At 66.7% G+C, this 20,328-nt stretch carries 16 protein-coding genes and 1 pseudogene; 5 read left to right on the top strand and 12 right to left on the bottom strand.

Annotated features, from left to right (window positions below; translation table 11 throughout):
• Positions 1-55 precede the first annotated feature (55 nt).
• The 3 genes from VZ068_RS09225 to VZ068_RS09215 form a co-directional block, all read right to left on the bottom strand.
• Positions 56-817, bottom strand: coding sequence for a YdcF family protein (locus VZ068_RS09225; protein WP_259164799.1), 762 nt, complete (start codon positions 815-817; stop codon positions 56-58).
• Positions 818-924: 107 nt separating this feature from the next.
• Positions 925-2,052, bottom strand: coding sequence for an inorganic phosphate transporter (locus VZ068_RS09220; protein ID WP_104611372.1), 1,128 nt, complete (start codon positions 2,050-2,052; stop codon positions 925-927).
• A 9-nt stretch (positions 2,053-2,061) separates the two neighbouring features.
• A complete protein-coding gene (locus tag VZ068_RS09215) occupies positions 2,062-2,688 on the bottom strand; it encodes a DUF47 family protein (RefSeq protein ID WP_005992439.1) in 627 nt (208 codons plus the stop codon).
• 274 nt (positions 2,689-2,962) lie between these two features.
• Between VZ068_RS09215 and VZ068_RS09210 the strand changes: the two genes are divergently transcribed.
• Entirely contained in the window at positions 2,963-4,303 is a 1,341-nt protein-coding gene (locus VZ068_RS09210) for a hemolysin family protein (RefSeq protein ID WP_259153848.1), read from the top strand.
• On the top strand, positions 4,287-4,958 hold the full coding sequence (locus VZ068_RS09205) for an exopolysaccharide biosynthesis protein (protein WP_349657469.1): 672 nt from the start codon (positions 4,287-4,289) through the stop codon (positions 4,956-4,958). The genes VZ068_RS09210 and VZ068_RS09205 overlap by 17 nt, the downstream gene beginning before the upstream one ends.
• A 397-nt stretch (positions 4,959-5,355) precedes the next feature.
• Here the strand turns inward: VZ068_RS09205 and VZ068_RS09200 are convergent, their stop codons facing one another.
• Together VZ068_RS09200 and VZ068_RS09195 are read right to left on the bottom strand one after the other, a co-directional pair.
• Positions 5,356-5,856, bottom strand: a complete 501-nt coding sequence (locus tag VZ068_RS09200; protein ID WP_259153843.1) for a pyridoxamine 5'-phosphate oxidase family protein — start codon at positions 5,854-5,856, stop codon at positions 5,356-5,358.
• A gap of 60 nt (positions 5,857-5,916) precedes the next feature.
• Positions 5,917-6,918, bottom strand: coding sequence for an LLM class flavin-dependent oxidoreductase (locus tag VZ068_RS09195; protein WP_259153842.1), 1,002 nt, complete (start codon positions 6,916-6,918; stop codon positions 5,917-5,919).
• Positions 6,919-7,327: 409 nt separating this feature from the next.
• On the opposite strand from VZ068_RS09195, the gene VZ068_RS09190 reads away from it, so the two are divergent.
• A complete protein-coding gene (locus VZ068_RS09190) occupies positions 7,328-8,731 on the top strand; it encodes an MFS transporter (RefSeq protein WP_349657468.1) in 1,404 nt (467 codons plus the stop codon).
• Positions 8,732-8,771: 40 nt separating this feature from the next.
• On the opposite strand, the gene VZ068_RS09185 is transcribed toward VZ068_RS09190, so the two are convergent.
• The gene (locus VZ068_RS09185) at positions 8,772-10,499 is read right to left on the bottom strand and encodes an ABC transporter ATP-binding protein (protein WP_349657467.1); all 1,728 of its coding nucleotides are present in this window, start codon (positions 10,497-10,499) and stop codon (positions 8,772-8,774) included.
• Positions 10,500-10,577: 78 nt separating this feature from the next.
• The gene (locus VZ068_RS09180; RefSeq protein ID WP_349657466.1) at positions 10,578-11,648 is read right to left on the bottom strand and encodes a serine kinase; all 1,071 of its coding nucleotides are present in this window, start codon (positions 11,646-11,648) and stop codon (positions 10,578-10,580) included.
• 156 nt (positions 11,649-11,804) lie between these two features.
• Between VZ068_RS09180 and VZ068_RS09175 the strand changes: the two are divergent.
• Both VZ068_RS09175 and VZ068_RS09170 read left to right on the top strand, forming a co-directional pair.
• Positions 11,805-13,359: pseudogene (locus VZ068_RS09175) on the top strand (radical SAM protein).
• A gap of 145 nt (positions 13,360-13,504) precedes the next feature.
• Positions 13,505-14,719, top strand: a complete 1,215-nt coding sequence (locus VZ068_RS09170) for a nucleotidyltransferase family protein (protein ID WP_349657465.1) — start codon at positions 13,505-13,507, stop codon at positions 14,717-14,719.
• A 311-nt stretch (positions 14,720-15,030) separates the two neighbouring features.
• Here the strand turns inward: VZ068_RS09170 and VZ068_RS09165 are convergent, their stop codons facing one another.
• From VZ068_RS09165 to VZ068_RS09145, 5 genes are all read right to left on the bottom strand, one after another.
• Positions 15,031-16,152: a glycosyltransferase family 4 protein gene (locus VZ068_RS09165; protein ID WP_349657464.1), complete on the bottom strand. Its 1,122-nt coding sequence runs from the start codon at positions 16,150-16,152 to the stop codon at positions 15,031-15,033.
• The gene (locus tag VZ068_RS09160; RefSeq protein WP_349657463.1) at positions 16,149-17,279 is read right to left on the bottom strand and encodes a glycosyltransferase family 4 protein; all 1,131 of its coding nucleotides are present in this window, start codon (positions 17,277-17,279) and stop codon (positions 16,149-16,151) included. Before VZ068_RS09160 ends, VZ068_RS09165 begins: the two co-directional genes overlap by 4 nt.
• 124 nt (positions 17,280-17,403) lie before the next feature.
• On the bottom strand, positions 17,404-18,102 hold the full coding sequence (locus VZ068_RS09155) for a class I SAM-dependent methyltransferase (RefSeq protein ID WP_349657462.1): 699 nt from the start codon (positions 18,100-18,102) through the stop codon (positions 17,404-17,406).
• Entirely contained in the window at positions 18,099-19,316 is a 1,218-nt protein-coding gene (locus VZ068_RS09150) for an amidohydrolase family protein (protein WP_349657461.1), read from the bottom strand. Before VZ068_RS09150 ends, VZ068_RS09155 begins: the two co-directional genes overlap by 4 nt.
• A 12-nt stretch (positions 19,317-19,328) precedes the next feature.
• Positions 19,329-20,171, bottom strand: a complete 843-nt coding sequence (locus VZ068_RS09145) for a class I SAM-dependent methyltransferase (protein WP_349657460.1) — start codon at positions 20,169-20,171, stop codon at positions 19,329-19,331.
• Positions 20,172-20,328: the final 157 nt, after the last annotated feature.

Raw genomic sequence — 20,328 nt, 5'->3', positions numbered from 1 at the left:
GGCAACGCCGGGCGTCCTCGCTACGCCTGGCGATGGACCAACCGCGTCGTGACGCTCAGACCGCGCCGGGCTCGGTCGCTTTGACGTTCCAGCCCAGCCACTGGTAAAGCCGATACCGCGCGATGCCCAGGTATTCGTGCAGGGCGACATCGGCCAGGGTGAAGTTGTAGCTCTGCGGCAGGATCGACCAGGAGGCGGTCAGCCAGTCGGCGCGCACCGGAATGGCATCGATCCCGAAATGCCGGAAATACAGCGCGGCACGACGCAGATGCGTGGCCGAGGACACCAGCACGACGCGGTCGGGCCGGTGCGCGCGCAGCAAGGGTTGACTGAACTGCGCGTTCTGCCAGGTGTTCATGCTGGACGGCTCCATGATCAGATCCACCCGATCGATCCCCAGCCCGATCAACACGCGCTGATACACCACCGCCTCCGACAGGCCCAGGCCGCGCGCATCGCCGCCGCTGATCTCGATCTTGCACTCGCCGCCGCTGTGTCGGCATTGCCGGTACAGCCGCGCCGATTCGACGATGCGCCCATAGGCGAACAAGTTGGCTTCGGCCACCGCGTCGCGACCTTCCGGGCGCACGGTGCCGGCGCCCAGCAGCACGATGACGTTGCGCCCGCCCCATCCGTTGAAATCGTTGACCCCGGTACGTTGCAGGTTCTGCAGCATCCACGATGGCAGCGGCCCGCAGCCGACCGCGAACACCAGCGCCAGGCTTGCGCCGGCCAGCGTGCGCGAGAACCGACGCAAGCCGCGACGGTCGATCAACCAGGCCAAGCCGAACAATACGCACACCAGGGCAAGCATCATCGCGGAAGGTTCTCACTCAGCACGCGCAGGCAGCCCGGTCACGGCAGATCCCTTGCGCAATAACGCCGCAGCGTGACAGCGGCGCGTGACCGCACCGCGACACCGGCTCAGGTCCAGCCGAACAGCTCGAACATCGTCAGGATCAGGTATGCCACACCGCCGGCAGCGGGGATGGTGAGAATCCATGCCCATACGATGCGCTCGATCACGCCCAACCGCAGCGAGCGCGGATTCTTGGCAAAACCCACGCCCATGATCGCGGTGGAAATGCTGTGCGTGGTCGACACCGGCATGCCGAAATGCGCCGCGACGGTGAGCACGGTGGCCGAGCTGGTTTCGGCGGCAAAGCCGTGGATGGGATGCAGCTTGACCATCTTGTGGCCGAGCGTCTTGATGATCTTCCAGCCGCCCGAGGCGGTGCCGGCGGCCATCACCACCGCGCAGGTCAGCACGATCCACATCGGGATGCCGTCGCCGGCGGCCAGGCCAGTGCCCGGATGCAGGAACGCCAGCCAGCTGGGCAGGTTGTCCAGCGCACCGGCCGACTGCGCGCCGATCAACGTCATCGCGATGATGCCCATGGTCTTCTGCGCATCGTTGTGGCCATGGGCGTAGCCCATGTAGGCGGCCGAGGCGATCTGCGCCTTGCCGAAGAACGCATTGACCCAGCGCGGACGCGCCAGCCGCCCGATCGGGCCACCGAGCCGCGACATGCCGGCGATGATGGCCCACAGCAGCACCATCACCACGATACCGAGCAAAAAACCGGCGATCGGCGAGGTGATCATCGGCACGAACACCTTCCACAACAGGCCCTTGTTCTTGGCCCAGTTGCCGACGCTTTCCGACCAGATCAAGGCATCCCAGTTGTTGTGCGCGGCAGCCAGGCCGGCGCCGCACAGACCGCCGATCAGCGCATGCGACGACGACGACGGCAGGCCTTTCCACCAGGTGATCAGGTTCCAGATGATGCCGCCCAGCAACGCGCACAGGATCACCTGCGGGGTGACCTCGACCACGTTGGTGTTGAGCAGGCCCGAGGCGATGGTCAACGCCACCGCAGTACCGGTCAGGGCGCCGATCAGGTTCATGCCGGCGGCCAGCATCACCGCCCAACCCGGTGACAGCACCTTGGTGGCGACGACGGTGGCGATGGAATTGGCGGTGTCGTGAAAGCCGTTGATGAACTCGAACACCAATGCGGCCAGGATCACCACCAGAACAAGGGTAAGCACGCGGCGACCTCAGCTGTTCTTCAACACGATCTGGTACACCACCACCCCTGCCTCGCGGCAACGGTCGATGGCTTTTTCCAGGATCTCGAAGAACTCCTTGAGCAGGAACATCTGCAGCGTGTCCAGGCGACCGGAATAGATGTCGCGGTACAACTCGAGCATCAGGCGGTCGGCCTCGTTTTCCAGCGTGCGCAGCTTGTCGTTGAGCGCAGTCATGCGATCGATGTTCATCTGCGGCAGGTCGGTCACCATCTCCACCACCACCGCAGCGGCCTGTTCCAGCATCGCCGCGCGCGGGGCGAAGTCGATGTGTTCCAGGTGTTTGGTGGCCAGCGAATAGCGGTCGGCGAATTTTTCGACCTGCTTGGGGATCTTGTACAGCGCCGAGCCCAGCGCTTCGATGTCTTCGCGCTCGATCGGGGTCATGAAGCTGTCCACCAGCGCCTGGCCGATCTTGTCGGAGGCGGCGCGTTCGCGCAGGCGGGCCAGCTTGAAGGCGTCCAGCGCCGGTTGCCGGTCGGACGTGCGCATCATGGCGTGCAACGCCTTGGTGCTGTCGTAGGCGGCCTGCGCCGCTTCGTTCAGAAGCGCATAGAACTGCTTGCCGGAGCCGAAGATGGTCTGCAACGAGAACATGGGTGGGGAACTTCCTGCCGTCGAGGGAGAGACGGGCGCCAAGGGCGAATTATGACCGTTCCATGACCTGTCTGGGTATATCGGCGCCGCGCGCGGCCTTCACGCCGGCATTTCCCGGCTCGAATCACCCTGCAATTTGCTAACATGCCCCCGCGCCTTCGGGCGCACCCTATGGAAGACGACCCTATATTTCCCCGTTGCCGCCCCGCCTTCGCGCGCGCCGGCCAACCCCGTGCTTGCCCGCCCTCCCCTTCACTGACCGGGGAAGACGCCCGTGGTTGAGTTTCTGATCGTCATCGCACTGATCGTGTTGAACGGCTTCTTCGCCATGTCGGAGATGTCGTTGATGACCTCGCGCAAGAGCCGCCTGAAGCAGATGGCCGGTTCCAGCAAGCGCGCCGCGCGGGCCTTGGCACTGGCCGAGAGCCCCGAGAACTTCCTGTCCACGGTCCAGATCGGCATCACCTCGATCGGCATCCTGACCGGCCTGTTCGGCGGCGAAGCCATCGGCGAGGCGATCGGCGAACGGCTGCAGCTGGCCTTCCCCGCGCTGTCGGCCACTTTTTCGCTGGTTGGCGATCCCAAACCGTATTCGGCGGTGATCGGCAGCACCCTGGCAGTGGCCCTGATCACCTTTCTGACGCTGATCTTCGGCGAGCTGGTGCCCAAGCGGCTGGCATTGCGCAATTCCGAGGACATCGCCGGCTTTGTCGCGGTGCCGATGACCTGGCTGGCCAAGATCGCCGCGCCGGGGGTGTGGGTGCTGGCGCGCTCCACCCGGCTGGTACTGCGTCTGCTCGGCATGGGCAAGGACGAATCGGCCTCGATCACCGAAGAAGAGATCCGCATGCTGGTGGCCGAAAGCCACGAGGCCGGCGTGATCGATGCGCACGAGCGCGACATGATGAACCGGGTGATGCGGCTGGGCGATCGCACTGCCGATAGCCTGATGACGCCGCGCAACCGTATCGCCTGGCTGGATGCCAATGCCGAGCCCGAACGCAATCTGCTGGTGATGCGCGAGCACGAGTTCTCGCGTTACCCGGTGTACCGCGGCAGCGACCAGGACATTGCCGGCGTGCTGGAAGTCAAATCGCTGGTCACGCGCCTGGGCGGGCACGGCGAGAACCTGTTCCAGGCACTGCGCGATACCTTGTTCGTCTCCGAATCCACGCATGCGATGAAGCTGCTGGAGATCTTCCGCGAAGAACAGCAGTCGATGGCGCTGGTGGTGGACGAATACGGCGAAATCCGCGGATTGGTGACCATCAGCGACCTGATGGGCGCGGTGGTCGGACGTCTGCAGGCGGTGGAAAACACCGACGAAGACGCGCTGGTGGTAACCCGCGCCGACGGCTCGCTGCTGATCGACGGTTCGCTGCCGGTGGAAGAATTGCGCGAAGTGCTGGGCGCCGAACTGCCGGAAGCCGACGAAGGCGATTACCACACGCTGGCCGGGCTTTGCATTTACTACTTCGGCCGCATTCCGCAGGCCGGCGAGTTCTTCGATTGGGCCGGTTGGCGCATCGAGATCGTGGACCTGGATGGCGCACGTGTGGACAAGCTGCTGTTGAGCCGCATCGGCGACGAGGGCAGCGATGACATCGTCGGATAACGGCGCCCCGCCATCCGACGCATCCGGCGGCGAGCAGATGCGGTACCGCAATGAAGGTATCCGCAGCTTGCTGGCCGCCTTCAGCGACGGCGACCCGGAGCACGTACTGCGGGTGCGCGACATCCTCGCCGACCTGCAGCAGAGCGCGTTCGGGGTGTTCTTGTTCCTGGCGATCCTGCCTTCGTTCATCCCGATCCCGGGAGTGGCTGGCGGCATCAGCGGTCCGCTGACGGTGCTGATCGGGGTGCAGATGATGTGCTGCTTGCGCAAGCCGTGGGTGCCAGGTTTCATCGGCGAACGTGGGCCGCGGCGACGCACCAGCCAGCGCTTCGTGGCGAAACTGGCACCGACGCTGCAGCGACTGGATCGCCTGCTCAAGCCGCGTCTGCACGGCATGCTCGATCGGATACCGGCGCAGGTGTTCACCGGGCTGCTGCTGGTGCTGGTCGGTATCCTGCTGACGCTGCCGATCCCGTTTACCAACTACCTGTTCGGCCTGATCCTGTTGCTGTTCGCGCTGGCCTTGCTGGAGCGCGATGGCGCCCTGATGCTGGCTGGCTGGGCGGCGGCACTGGCATCGATCGCCGTGTTCGGCATCACGTCGGATCAATTGGTGGATCTGATTCGCGGGTGGTGGCCGGTGGCCTGGCGTTGAGTTCCACCGTCGAGTGCGCAGCGGTTGCGCTTGTCGGCACTGACTGATCACGCTTCACGCTGGAACGTGGGTACAGCTTTTCCGCTGGCGAAAGCCGGTTGGGACTGTCGGTCGAACGTCGAGGTCGCTGGCCGACGTACCCCCCCCCAACCCGTCTAGCAGGAGAAGGGCTAAAGCGCTTGGCGCGCAGTTGGGCGATCCTGGGTGCGGTAGTACGTGATACGCGCCATGCGGACTGCGTTGCGTTGGGGGCGACACATCGCACCACATGCGGACCAGGGAATCTTGCGGCGATGCGTTTTCGCCGCAGTTGGAAGGACCGGTCGTGTCGAGCGCCCGATCCAAAGCCAAGCCCTGGTAATCAGATCGGGACTTGGCGCTTACGCCAGGGTCTTGCTTACTTCAGATCGACCACGCGGTTGTCCGAGAGGCTGGCAGTATCGTCGGTGACGGCAGCCATGACGAAGTACAGCGCCTTGCCGAGCAGGCCGCTGGGGCCGTCCCAATACTCTGCCGACTCGGCGCGCACGTGAATCAGGCGCAGGTTGGGGTCGTCCTTGCCGCCGGGGAAAAACACCTTCATTGCCGGCGACCACAGCTCATCGATCTTGGCGCGGTCGTGCACCACGCGGGCGGTGCCTGCGACCGACACATAGGTGTTCCTGGACGCCGAGGCGTAGGCCACGTTGACGCGCGGGTCGGCGGCGATCTCCGACACCTTGGGGCTGTCGGCTGCGGTGGCGAACCACAGGTCGCCATCGAATTCGACTTCCTGCGTGCCCAGCGGGCGGCTCACCAACTTGCCGTCTGCCGAGACGGTGGTGAACATCGCAATGTCCACGCCGCGAATCAATTCCGCCAACTGCTTGATGCTCTCGCTACGTTCCTGAAGTTGCATGCGTCTGTTCCCGATGGAGATGCACGCATCTGAGCGGATTGCCGCGCAAAGCGACGTGAATCACGCGATGGTCACGTCCAGCTCGCGCACCGCTTCGGCTGCGATCCCGAACGAGCGCAGGCGCGCGGCATGGTCGTAGATGTTGGCGGTGAACAACAGCTCGTCCGGCGCGTGGCGCTCGATGAAGGCGGCCACGCCCTGCGCAATCTGCTCGGCATCGCCGAGCACGGTGCACGCCAGGGCGCGCTCCACGCCGACACGCTCATGCGGCTGCCAGAAGCTGTCGATGTCGTCGATGGGCGGCGGAATCTTGCCGGGCTTGCCGCGGCGCAAATTGACGAAACTCTGCTGCTGGGTAGTGAACAAACGACGCGCCTGCGCTTCGGTCTCCGCTGCCACCACATTCAAGGCCAGCATCACGTGCGGCTTGGCCAGTTGCGCGGACGGGCGGAATTCGCGGCGGTAGATCGCCACCGCCTCGTCCATCGCGTCGGGCGCGAAGTGCGAGGCGAACGCAAACGACAACCCCATCGCGGCAGCCAAGCGCGCACTGAACAGGCTGGACCCGAGCAGCCACACCGGCACATCGAGTCCGGCACCGGGAACGGCCTGCACCAGCTGCCCTGGTACGGCAGGGGCGAAGTAACGCAGCAACTCGGCCACGTCCTGCGGAAACTGGTCCGCGCTGTCGAAATAGCGGCGCAATGCGCGCGCGGTCGGTTGGTCGGTACCAGGCGCGCGGCCCAGGCCCAAGTCGATGCGCTGCGGATACAACGAGGCAAGCGTGCCGAACTGTTCGGCCACCTGCAGCGGCGCATGATTGGGCAGCATGATGCCGCCGGAACCGACGCGGATGGTCCTGGTGCCGCCGGCGACGTGTCCGATCAACACTGCCGTGGCGGCGCTGGCAATGCCGGGCATGTTGTGGTGCTCGGCCAACCAATACCGGTGATAGCCCCAGCGCTCGGCGTGTTGCGCCAGATCGAGCATGTTGGCGAAGGCGTGGGTGGTGTCGCTGCCTTCGCAGACGGGCGCCAGGTCGAGCACGGAAATGGGCGTCATCGGACGGCTCCGGAACTAAGTGATGGGCAAGAGATGGGGCTGCCCGCGCCGCATTGCCAGCTGCCGGTCTGACGCTGAGAGGATTACAGCATTCCAGCAGCCGAACACCGGCCGTGGCCCGGACCTGCGCCACCGAGCGTGGCTGGCACACCCATCGCGAGCAGCCGTCGGGGGCTGGGACGGCGCAAGAGCCGGCGCGCGCGCGCGGTTGATGCCGCATCGGGCATCGGCCGCGCCTACCTGGCAGCGGTAGCGTCGTTCTGTTGACTGCTCCAGGCTCGGCTGGCCGCGCCGCTGCAGCAGATGCACCGACCAGGGCGCGAACACGTCGACGGTGCCACGAAGGGCCGGCGCTGGCGGATCGGGCCGCTGGCTATGATGCGGGCTAACCTGACAATGCGACACGACCATGGCGATGAGCGCCCCCGCTACCCCTGACGCCAGTGCCGCACAGATCGCCGCGCGCATCGATCGACTGCCGGCCAGCGCAACGCTGTGGCGGCTGGTCGGGCTGCTCGCGCTGGGCGGGTTCTTCGAGCTGTACGACCTGTTCCAGACCGCCTACATCAGCCCCGGGCTGATTGCCGACGGCATTTTTGCCCAGGGGGCCGATGGCGTCTTCGGCATGTCCGACCAGGCGGCCTTCGCTGCGGCCACGTTTGTCGGCCTGTTCGTCGGTGCCGCTCTGTTGAGCCCGTTCGCCGATCGCTTCGGCCGCCGCCTGGTGTTCACCTTCGCGCTGGTCTGGTACACCGCGGCAACCGTGGCGATGGGCCTGCAAAGCACCGCGACCGGCGTCATCGTGCTGCGCTTTGTGGTGGGCATCGGGCTGGGCATCGAGCTGGTGACCATCGACACCTACCTGTCCGAGCTGGTGCCGCGGCACATGCGCAGCGCGGCGTTTGCGTTCGCCTTCTTCGTGCAGTTTCTGGCGGTCCCCACGGTGGCCCTGACCGCCTGGCTGCTGGTGCCGCAAGCGCCGCTGGGAATCAGCGGCTGGCGCTGGGTGGTGTTGCTGAGCGGCGTGTTTGCATTGGCGATCTGGTGGTTGCGCAGCCGCTTGCCGGAATCGGCGCGCTGGCTTGCCGCGCAGGGACGCCATGCCGAAGCCGACGCGGTGCTGGGGCAACTGGAGGCGCGCTGCGTGCGCGATATCGGCGGAGCCTTGCCCGCGCCGCAACTGGCTGTCGCGGCGCCTGCCGCTCAGGCGCGGGTGTCGGCCTTGTGGCGGGCGCCCTATCGCAGGCGCATCGGCATGCTGGTGGTGTTCCATGTGTTTCAGGCCATCGGTTTCTTCGGCTTCGGCAACTGGTTGCCGGCGCTGATTGCCGCGCAGGGCACCGGGGTGACCAAGAGCCTGGGCTATTCGTTTGCGATCTCGCTGGCCTACCCGCTTGCGCCGCTGCTGTTGCTGCGCTTTGCGCAACGCTGGGAAAACAAGTGGCAGATCACCGCCTCGGCGCTGGGCGCGGTGTTGTTTGGCGTGCTGTTTTCGCTGCAGCACCAGGCCATCGGCATGGTGCTGTGCGGGGCGATGATCGCGTTTTGCAATGCCTGGATGAGTTTTGCCTACCACGGCTATCAGGCCGAGTTGTTCCCCACCGGCCTGCGTGCGCGGGCGGTGGGATTTTGCTACTCGTTCAGCCGTCTGGCCACGGCAGTGAGCAGCGTATTGATCGGCTGGCTGCTGGCGCAGGTCGGCAGCCATGGCGTGCTGATGTTCATCGTGATCAGCATGTCGATCGTCGCAGGCGTGATCGCCGTGTTCGGGCCGCGCACACGCGATCGTGCGCTGGAGGAGATTGCCGGCTAGCGCCTTTGCGCGGCGCTGACAGGCCGGCGATGCACGCGGCTCACGCGCCGAGGCGCGTCGTCAGGGCGGCGCGCCTGCCCTGCGGCTGCAGGAGCGGTGTCTGTCCAAGTGCGAGGGTGCGATCGGCCACCGAGGTCAGGCTGGTGCGATGGGAGACCACCACCAGCACGGTATGCGGCAGACGCTGCCGCACCGTGCACAGCAGCTGATGTTCGGCCTGCGCATCGAGTGCGCTGGTCGCCTCGTCCAGCACCGCCAGGGTCGGCGCGCGCAGCAGCACCTGCGCCAACAATAGACGTTGCAGCTCGCCACCGGACAGGCGGCTTTCCGGGCCGTTGATGGCCGTCAGCAGGCCATGGCCGTCGCGCTGCAGACGCGCGTGCAGCCCGACGTCGGCCAGTACCTGCCACATGCGGGGCTCGGTGGTCCCTGGCGACGCCCACTCCAGGCAATCGCGCACCGTGCGCTGCCAGGGGCGCACGCCCTGGCCGATGTAGGCGCTGTGCCGGATCAGCTGTCGGTAAGCGGCGAAATCCAGCCGGCGCCCCCCCATGTGCGCATCGAACGCTGCGGGCGGCGTCTGACCGGAGAGCACGTCCATCAAGCTGCTCTTGCCGACACCGGAGGGCCCGACGATCAAGGTCATTTCTCCGGGCACCAGCAGCAGCGGGCCGATATCCAGCGCAGGCAGCGGCGGCGCCAGTTCCACGCGTTCGACATGCAGCGCAGCCGGCAGCGGCGGTGCGGCCTCGGCCGATGCCTGCATGCGCGTCGACCCCAGATCCACATGGCGCCGCCATAGCTGCAGCGCCGGCCAGGCAGACCGCAATTGCTGCACGCTCTGCCGCGTGGTGACCAGATACGGCAACAGCCGGCCGAGCAGCAGGCTGACCGTGATCAGCGCGGCGCGGTCGGCACCCTGCCACAGATTGGCCAGCACCAGAATGCCGGCGATTGCGGCCACGGCGATCAGCTCCAGGATCAGCCGGCTGCTGGCCACCAGCTCCTGCTGCTGTGCGTAGCCCTGCCCCAATCGCGTGGAAATGCGTTCGTAATGCCGTGTTTCGACCTCTTCGCGCTGAAACGACCGCACGTGGCGCAGGCGTCTGGGAAAATCCTCGCTCAACCAGAACAGCTGCGTCATGTCGGCCACATAGTCGCGGCTGATGCGCGCCTGCGCATCGCTACTGGACAGGTGCACACCCAGCCAGGCCAGCACCAACAACAGGGGGATGGCAAACAGAAGCGCAGGTGCGATCAGCACGGCAATGCACAGGCTGACCACTGCGGTAATCCCTGCCACCAGCAACTGCAGCACGGCGCTGAAGCCTTGCGTGGCGATCTCGATGTTGTAGGTGAGCACATTGGCGATTTCGGCCGAACTGGCACCTGCCAGCGCCGGCAACGGCGCATCGATCAATGCGGCATGCACGCGCCCGCGCAGACCCACGGCATAGCGGCTGGTCAGGCGTGCGGCCAGGCGTGCCCCCCACCAGCGCAGGCCGGCGAACAACAGGCTCACCATCACGAACAGGCTTGCCTGTGTCGGCAGGCCACCCGGCAATGCGAGTCGGTAGCCGGCCAACTGCACGCTGTGGCCGGGTTGCACCAGCGGCAGCAGGCACACCGCGACGATGCTGCCCACGCACGCGGCGGCCAGCGACAGCGCGACGTACAGCGCGACAGCCGGCAGGTCTGCGGGCACCAGCGTGTCGGCAAAGCTGTGCAGCGCCGCTCGAATCCGGCCGCCATGTGCGGGCTCATGCATCTGCTGCACCGCATGCCTGATGCGCTGCTGGATCCGCCACACGCGGCAGGCGCGGCGCGTGCGCAATCGCGCAGGCTGTCATCGCAACACCTGCAGCACGGCCTCCACCGAGGCGTGCGGGTGCGCGCCGCGGCGCAGGGTGAACATGCCCAGCTGCTGCAGCTGCGCAACAAAACGCTGCCAGCCGGGCTGACCGGCTGCGTACGGCTGGTCGCGCGCCAGGCACTCGGCAATCTGCGTCACCGGCACCGGCGCCAAGATGGGTGCGGAGGTATCGGCAGGCTGGCTGGACAACATCAGCACTGCACTCAACTGCAACGGTGTGGGCGCAAGCGTGGCATGCCCGTGGCGAATATCGACTTCGTACTTTTCCACGCCGCTGCGGCGCGTAATGGTGGGCGAGGCACTGATCCATGCGCGCGTCCGCGCATCGAGCAACCCGAGCGATTCCGGCCGCAGATGCAGAAAGTTGGCCACACCGGTGGTCAGCAGACTGTCCGCTGCCACGAAGACACCGTCTTCGGCAATGAATTCCAGGCCGTGCAGCAGACTGTGCAGCGCCAGCGTGGATTTGCCCGCACCGCTGGCGCCCAGCAACAGCGCGCAGCGACCGTGACGGCCAACGCAGGCGCCATGCAAGGGCACCAGAGCGATGCCGCGCGCGGCAAGCAGGAACACCGCAAACTCGATGAGCTCATAACGCACGTGATACGCGTGCGCCAGCATGTCCTCGGACACCATCAGCATCGCGCGACGCTCGGGCACCGAGAGCATCAGGTAATTGCAGGCGTCCATGACGCCGCAGACCAGCCCGCCAACCGCGTGCGTGCGTACCGGCGGCGGCACACCGACCACTGCGCCCGGCGTGCGTGGCACCAGATCCAGCGTGAGATGGAACTGCGGCGCGGCAGGCAGGCAATGCGCCGGCAGGCCCGCGTATGCGGCATCGACCAGCGCCAGCAACGCCTCGCTGTCGCTATGAAAGTGGAAAAGTGCACCCAGGATCTGCCGCTGCACGCTGAAGCGCCGCGAATGCTGCTCGCCGAACGGGTCTGCCGTGCCCGTGTCCGGCGCGGGCGTCCTCGGCGGAACCACGCCCGCGCGTTCGCTCACCGGCATGTGTTGCGCCCACGCAGCCGACTGCGGCATGCCTGTCATCCATTGCGTTGATCAACCCGTGTGTGCGCTGTGCATGGCGAAAGGTTGCATCGGCGCATGCGCTGAACTGCCGCAACACATCGACGCTGGAGCGCAACGCGATGGCGCAACCAAAGGCGCCTGCGTGCGCACCTACTGCCAAGCCGAATGCCGGTGTCTGCGCACGCTACCGCTGCGCGTCATCTGGCAACAGAACGAGAGCCTTGTGCAGATGCTAAAGATCCAGGTCAGTCATTCGTATTTCCTGCGTTACGACCCGAAACAATGGGAACGCGGCAAGCCGTATCCGCCGCTGGCTACCTTGCAGATTGCCGCGTTGCTGCGCGAGCGCGGGCACGCGCTGAGCCTGTTCGACGCCATGCTCGCCGACGACGTGGAGGACTATGCCGGCGCGCTGCATGAGGCACAGCCGGACCTGGTGGTGTTCTACGAGGACAACTTCAACTTTCTCACCAAGATGTGCCTGAGCCGGATGCGCGACGCAGCCTGCCGCATGATCGGGCAGGCACGTGCCGCCGGGTGCCGGGTGCTGGTGGCGGGCTCGGACGCCTCCGACAACCCCGATGTGTTTCTGGCCGCCGGCGCACATGCGGTCTTGATCGGCGAAGGCATCGCGCCGCTGATCGAGCTGATCGAGCGGTTGGAAAGCGCACCGCCACTCGATGACCAGGCCTGGCTGGCCGGCGTTGCGCGCATTGCCACCAGCGACCCTGTCGCGGCACGCGCGCACCCGGGCGCGCAGCCACCGGATGCACGCCTGAGCGGGCTGCCTGCCTGGGATCTGGTCGACATGCCGCGCTATCGGCAGTTCTGGCAGCAACGGCATGGCTATTTCAGCTTGAACATGGCGGCTTCGCGCGGCTGCCCGTTCCGTTGCAACTGGTGCGCCAAGCCGATCTGGGGCAACCATTACAAACGCCGCGGCGCCGAAGACGTGGCTGCGGAGATGATTCATCTCAAACGTCATTTCCAACCCGACCACCTGTGGATGGCCGACGACATCTTCGGCTTCCATATCGATTGGGTCGAGACGTTCGCGCAACGCTTGAGCGAAGACGACGGCGCCATCCCGTTCACCATCCAGACCCGCGCCGATCTGGCCAGCGATCGCATGGCCGCCGCGCTGGCGCGTGCCGGTTGTGCGGAAGCCTGGATCGGTGCGGAAAGCGGCAGCCAGCGCATCCTCGACAAGATGACCAAGGGCACACAGGTGGGCGAGGTGATCGCCGCACGCCAACGGCTGGGCGCACACGGCATCCGCGTGGGTTTCTTCATCCAGCTGGGATATCTGGGCGAAGAACTCGACGACATTCTGGCCACGCGCGCATTGGTGACGCAGGCCAACCCGGACATCATCGGCGTCAGCGTGTCCTATCCCCTGCCCGGCACCAAGTTCTACGAAGAAGTGAAGAATCAGCTGGGCGGCAAGACGCATTGGCAGGACAGCGACGACCTGGCGATGATGTTCCATGGTGCCTACGACTCGGAGTTCTACCGCAGCGTACGCAATCTGCTGCATACACAGGTCGACCTGCAGCAGGCACGCCCGACGATGACGGCCGATGCTTTTTCGCAAGCGGACCAGCAGCTGGAAGCGCGCTGGGCCGCATTGATCGCTTCGGAACACCTCCACCGCACCGAGCCGCTCGCCACCCTGGCGGCGCGCCAGCCACGGCAACTGGAGACGGTACTGGTGGGCTGATCGAAGGCGGCAGCACGCGGATGCGTGCTCGCCAAGCGGTGGCCTGCGCAGGAGTCGGCCTGCGTCGCACTCATGCCAGCCGAGTGATCAGCATCCAGCATCGACATTCCATTGACCCACCCTTTCGACCTTCCGGATCGCCCGCATGCAGCCTTCGCTTCGTACCATCAGACATGGCCTGCACACCGCCACCGAGCAGTTGGCGCACGAGCTGGCACAGCCTGGCGACACTTCGCCGCAATGGGACCGATTGCAGTGGCAGCTGGCCGCGGCGGCGGCGGCGGCGCATGGCGTCTCGCCCTTGCTGCAGCGCCGCTCGTTGTGGCAGAACGCCGAATGGACTGCCTTTCTGAGCGAGCAGCGCAGCCATGTCGAAGACCGGCACCGGCGGATTGCGCTGCTGTTGACGCAGATCGATGCGGCCGCACGCAGCGCGGGCATCGCGCTGGTGGGACTCAAGGGCAGCGCCTTGCATCGGCTTGGCGTGTATCTGCCCGGCGATCGTCCAATGGCCGACATCGATCTGCTGGTGCAGCCGGATGACGCACCTGCGGCGGCAGCGCTGTTGTGCGGGCTCGGCTATGTGGCCTCGTTCGAACAATGGAAGCACCAGGCGTTCAAACCGCTGCAAGGCGACGCCGTTGCCGGCTTGGGCGAGCATCGCGACGCGCCGATCAACATCGAACTGCATACGCGCATCCAGGAGCGTCTGCCTGTGCGCAGCGTGGAGATCACCACGCGGATCTGGCCGGAGCGCCCGCAGCCTGGGCTCAATCCCTACCCCACCATCGGCGCCTTGATGTGCCACCTGCTGCTGCATGCGGCCGGCGGCATCTGCCATCGCAGCATCCGCCTGATGCATCTGCACGATCTGGCCTTGCTGGCCACGCGCATGGGGCCGCGCGACTGGGAGGAGCTGTGGGAAGACCCGGCCGTCTCGCCGTGGTGGGCCTTGCCACCGCTGTTGCTGCTGCAGCGCTACTACCGCGCCGTGGTGCCAGCGACGGTGATGGCGCGCCTGCATGCGCAGTGTCCGCGACTGCTGCGCATGCGGGCCGCCCGGCAGTCGCTGACCACCGCCTCGTGCTCGAACCTGTGGTTGTCTGCGCTACCGGGGATCGAGTGGTCGGGTTCGCTGCGCGAGGCGCGGCAGTACCTGCAGCAACGCGTGGTGCCGTCGGCGGAGGGCCGCAAGGAGCGGGCCGACATGCTGCAGACCCAGTTGTGGCTGCAGGACCAACCGTGGGTGCGCCAGACCCAGGCGCGCCGCCTGATGACCCGGCTGACCCGCCCCGTCCCACGCACCGACATGCTGTATGTGGTGCGTGCCGCGCTCGATGGGTATCTGCAGCCTGCGTAGGACTGCGTGGGTGTCCTGCAGAATGATGGGCCGGCGTGTGCCACCTGCGTCGGCGCGGACCGCGAGTCGGCATCGCGGCCTTGGCGGTCACGGTGACTGAAGAGAGCAGCAGTCAGCGGGCGCTGCGTGCGTGCCATGCCAGATGGGCGCTGGACCTGCGTCGTGCGTGCCGGCCGCGCATGATGTGATCCGAACCGGGTTACGCAAGCACAGCCATTACCACGTGGCGGGCAGTCTTCAGGTGTCCATGCACGGCATGCGCAACACCGGCTGCGCCCGCCTGGCCGCGACGCGGCAGCGTCTCGGTCGTTCTAATGCGTCGGACCAAACGGCCGGCGCTCGCATAACTGACGGTAGATCTGTTCGAACAGGCGCGTGGTCATGGCCGCGTCTTCGCGCACCGCGCGGCACTGCGCCGCCCACGCCAGACGCAGGCGCAGCTCGTCATCGCCGAGCACCTGCCGGACCGCCTCGGCCAGGCCCGCCCAATCGCCCGGCGGCACCGCCAGCGCAGCGACCGGCGCCCATTCGACCAGGTGCCCGACGGCGGTGCCGACGGTAGGAACACCGGCCACGGCCGCTTCCAGCAACACCATCGGCCCGGCTTCGTGCAGGGACGACATCAGCAGCAGATCGGCAGCCAGCATGATCGGGCGCAACTGGCGCTGGGTCTTGAAGCCGAGAAAGCGCACCTGCTCCTGCAGATCCAGCTGCTGCACCAGGCGCTGCATGGCACCGTCCAGCGTATCGACACCGACCATGTCCAGCGTAAAGGCGACGCCGGCGCGCTTGAGCGCGGCCATCGCGCGCAGCAAGGTCGGTTGGTCCTTGACCGGATTCAGGCTTGCCACGTGCAGCAGACGTGCAACTGCGCCTTGACGGGCGCGCGGTGGAACCGGCTGCCAGGCACGCAGATCCACTCCCAGCGGCACGCGCTGCGCGCCGATGCCGAGCGCCTGCAGCGACGCGACGATGGGCGCGCTGGCAGCGGTGACACTATCGGCCAGGCGCAGGATCACCGCTTCGCGCAGGCGCCCACGCCACTTGCGGCGGCCGCCGTAGCCGATGGCATGCAGCGCCACCAGTTCACCGCCGGCGATATGCACCACGCTGGGACGTCGCAGCAGCTTCGCTGCGCTGACTGCGATCAGGCTGCAGTAACCGGAAAAGATCGCCTGGATCACCGCAAACGGGGCGCGCCGGTGTTCTTCGACAATAGCGCCGATGGCACGCAGACGCGTACGTCGCGCGCCGATGTTGTGCACCTTGGCGCCGCGCAGCATCCAGGTATCGGGCAAGGGTTCCTGATGCAGCACGAACACGTGCACCTCGTGGCTGCGTGCCAGCCATTCGATCAAGGTCAGGAACACCGGAATCACCCGAACGTCGCCGCTGCGATCCACGCCCCCCGGCACCACCAGCGCCAATTTCATCGGGCGTGCGCTCGCATCGGTGTCAGCAGGCTGGCATATGCCTGCGCCCAGCGCCGCCCCACTGCCGCGAACGACAACCGCGCATCGAAATGCGCGCGTACCTGCGCGCGGCCGGGACGCTGCCGCGCCACGCGCAACAACAGTTCCGCCAATGCGCCGGCATCGCCCACCGGCCACAGTTCGCCAACCGCGCCACCGTCGCTGAGTGCGCGAAAGGCCGGAATATCGGTCAACAACGGCAGGGCGCCGCAGGCATAGGCTTCCAGCGCGGCATACCCGCAGCTCTCGGCGTGGCTGGCGGACACGAAGACATCGCTCGCCTGCAACAGCGTCTGCACGCGTGCATGCTCGACCTTGCCCAACAACTGCACGCAGCGCGCCAGATTGGCATCGTCGCGCAGCCGCTGCTGCACTTCTTCCAGCAGGGGCGCCTGGTCGAACACGCACCACAGCCGCAGGCCCGGCAACAGGCGCGCCGCGATGGAAACCGCATCGAGCACGCACAGCGGATCCTTGGCCGCGCTCAGATGGCCAATCCACAGCACGCAGGGGTCGCCACGCAGTTGGCTCTGCTCGCGTGCCAGCAGGCGATCGCCGGGCACGAATCGGCTGCTGGATTCGGGAATCGCAAACAGCTGCGTACGGCGTCGAAACAGGCGCGCACGCACAAACGGTTGCGCCAGCTCCAGCGAGGTAAACGCAATGCCGGCAGCGGCGCCATAGCGCGCCCGCCACACCGCCCTGCTCCACCAGCGCGGCGGGCGATTGGCATGATCCTGCAGCAGGATGGGCACGTGCGGCAGCAGCCGCGCAAGCCTGCGCGCATCGCCGGCGAATTCCAGGCCGTGCACGTGGACGACATCGGCGCCGATGTCACGCAATAGCGAGGACAACTTCGCCGCGCGCGTGGCGCTGCCACGTGGACCAAGCGCGACGAAGCGATAGTCCACGCCCTGCCGCGCGATCTGCACGTTCAAGGCAGAGGCCTGGATCACCGAAACGCGCACCTGCGCACTGGCCACCGCCTCGGCAATGTCGGCAAGCGAGGGCCAGTGCACAAACACCTGCGCGGCGCTCAAACCGACCGGCGTTGGTACCAGATTGAGCTGTGCAACATGCAGTGTCACGGTGCGCTTGCCGATGGGCTGACGCGTGTCGGGCCGGCGCAGCCACGCGCCGCGCGGTGCGACGCCCGGCCATGCCGGTTGACCGCACCGCCCGGGTTGCGCGGGCAAAGTGTCGGCGTGACTCTCACGCGAGGCGCCGCAACCGCAGCACCAGCGCCACCGGCACCTGCAGCGCCGTCTGGTCGAAATGCGCGCCGGCAGGGATGTCGGCCGGGTCCAGCATCGGCTCGGCCACCGCTTCGATCGCAAACCCCAATGCCGTGCATGCCGAATGCCAGTGGCTGTACAGATGCTGGGTGTGGCGCACCGCGTAGTGCAGGCCATCGGCCTTGAAGTCGCGGCGCCAGCCCAGCGCATGGCCGATCGGATGCACGTCGCTGCACAGCACCAGGCCATCGACACGGGTGACCCGATGCAGTTCTTCCAGCGCCGGCCATAGCAGCTGGAGATGCCCGACCACCAGGCCGCACACGCTGAGGTCGGCAACCGCATCGTCAAGCGGCAACCGGTCCAGGCTGCCCTGCTGCAATTGCACGCGTGCCGGCGGCCACTGTTGCGACAGTTCCGCCCTGGCGCGCTCAAGCATCTGCGGCGACAGATCGACACCGGTAACATGTCGCGCGCCACGGCGCAACGCATGCAGCATGTAGCGGCCGCTGCCGCAGCCGGCATCCAGCACATGCAGGTTCTGCAGGGTGGAGGGCATCAGATCGAGCATTGCGCGCTCTTCTGCCTGCATCACCGGGTTATGCGCATGTGGCGGATACGCCTGCGCCCAGAGCGCATACGCCGCATCAGGCTCGAGCACCGGGACTGCGCTCACGACGCGACACCGATCGATGCCAGCGCGTTCGACGATTGCCGGACGCCTTGCACCTGTTGCAAGCCGGGTTCGAGCGCGAGCACGGCCGGGTCCGCCAGACTGGCATCCAGCAACTTGGGGCGTCCATCCAGCACCACCGGGATGGTCTGGATGCCGGCGGCATCGAACCAGGGTACAAAATCCGGATCGGCGATGCGTGGCTTGCCATCGCGGATCACGGCACGCAACTCGCTGCGGTCGCAGCCGATCACGCTGCTGGCGGGCTCGCCGCCGCGGTCGCGCACGATCACCAGGTCCGCCACTGCGCCCGGTGCGATCCGTCCGCGCGTTGCCATGCGCAAGATGCGTGCGGATTGATCGGTGGCCAGACCCAGTAGCAAATCCGGCGCCAGCCCGCTGCCCGCGGCGATGCGCAATTCTTCGAGCAGATCGCGCGCGCCACTGACGCGCGAATCGCTGCCCAGCGCCAGCCGCCCGGCCATGCACAGCTGCCATGGCTCGAGCGTGCGCCCGAGCAGCGCCAGATTGCTCGACGGGCACCACACCACCGCCGCACCGCGCGCAATCACCCGCTCGATATCCTGCTCGCCCATGCCCACGCCATGGATCAAGACCGTGTTGGACGCCAGGCACCCGAGCCGATCCAGAGCGTCGAGTTCGGCACGCGCCACCGCGTCGGTGCCTTCGGCCAGGTGGATCATCCATGGGTGCGCCGCCGGCGTTGCCGCAAAGCTGCCCTGTACCGGCGGGCCGTAGCCGGTCCAGCCCAGCGCATAACTCCAGCCGAATTCGCGCAGGACGCTGACCGGAAAGTCGGCCTCGTCCAACGTGGCGTGCCAGGGGTCGTGCTGCGCCACGCAGGTCACCCCGGCGAGCAGGTTCTTCAAACCACCATGGCGCAGGCGCACCGCCTTGGGCACGCGCAATGCCGCGGCCACGGATGGATGCTGAAAGTGCGATTGAAACGCCTCGATCCATGCATAACTGTTGGCGAACGGCGCGCCCTGCGGCAGCGGCGGCACGCAGTTGACCTGCAAGTGCTCGTGCGCGTTGATCAGCCCAGGCGCCAGTACATGGCCCTGCAAGTCAAGGCGCAAGGTGCCGGTACCGAGCGTGCCGCCGAAGCGACCGGCGCGCATGTTCACCGCTGCGCGCGACGGCCCCGCCAGCGTGATCGATCGCGCGCCTTGCAGGCAGACATCGGCCATGGACATCGGCATCTCCACTCAGCGCTTGCGCATCACGATCAGGAAGTGATCGCCCATGTCGCGCAACAGTGGCCACCCACCGAAGCGGTCGTCCAGCCCACCCAAGCGCTCGGAGACACGCGGATGCCGCTGGCAAAAGTCGACCAGGTACGGTGGCGGCAGGAACAGGCTCAGGGCACGGTAGCTGTCCAGCACGAAGTGCTGTTCGAATGCGCGGTAGAACTCGCGTGGCAGGTGGTACCAGGTCCAGATGGTGTGGCCGTTCATGCCCACCGCGGTTGCGCCCTTGGCCGCACGCACCGCCGCGCGCTTGAAACGCCCGCGCAGCGCGTAATGGCCGATTTCCCATGGGCAGATGCGTCCGATCACCGAAAACACCAGGCAGCCATCGGCGCGCAGAAGGCGCGCGCATTCGGCGGCCACTGCCGGCAGATTCGGCGCGCAATTGAGCGGGCCGAAGTTGGAGTACATACCGTCGAAGGTACCCTCCAGCTGATCGAGCTGCTGGATGCCGACGTGTGCGGCTGTCAGGCGCTGTTCCAGCCCCTGCGCGGCGGCGCGGTGGCGCGTGCGTTCGATCATGGCCGGCGACCAATCGGTGGCCAGCACACTGTAGCCGCGACGGGCAAACTCACCCGCATCCAGGCCGGTCCCGCAGCCCAGATCCACCAGCCGCGCGCCGACCGGCAACTCTGCGGCCACCGTATCCCACAATGTGGTGCGCATGCGCTGGATCAACGCATTGTTGCCGCGTGGGCCATCGTAATCGGGGGCGACGCTGTCGAACGCGCGTTGCGTCTCCAGCAACTGCTCGGGCGCGACCGTCCCGCCGCGCGCGGCATGCTCACTGAGCACTGACATGCATTGCCTCCCCCACCCGTCCTGCTGATCTCACGGCACTCTCCAGACGCGGCACCGGCAACGCGGTATCGCTTGATAGACCGGTGAGTGCCGGGCCGCGCCGGTTTGGTTGCAGTCAGGCCGTTCGCGCGGGGATTGCCCGACATGATCGGCTACA

Origin of the sequence: Xanthomonas sp. 10-10 (genome assembly GCF_040182365.1) — a bacterium.
Classification (GTDB): Bacteria; Pseudomonadota; Gammaproteobacteria; order Xanthomonadales; family Xanthomonadaceae; genus Xanthomonas; species Xanthomonas arboricola_F.
This window is presented reverse-complemented; position numbering and strand designations above follow the sequence as displayed.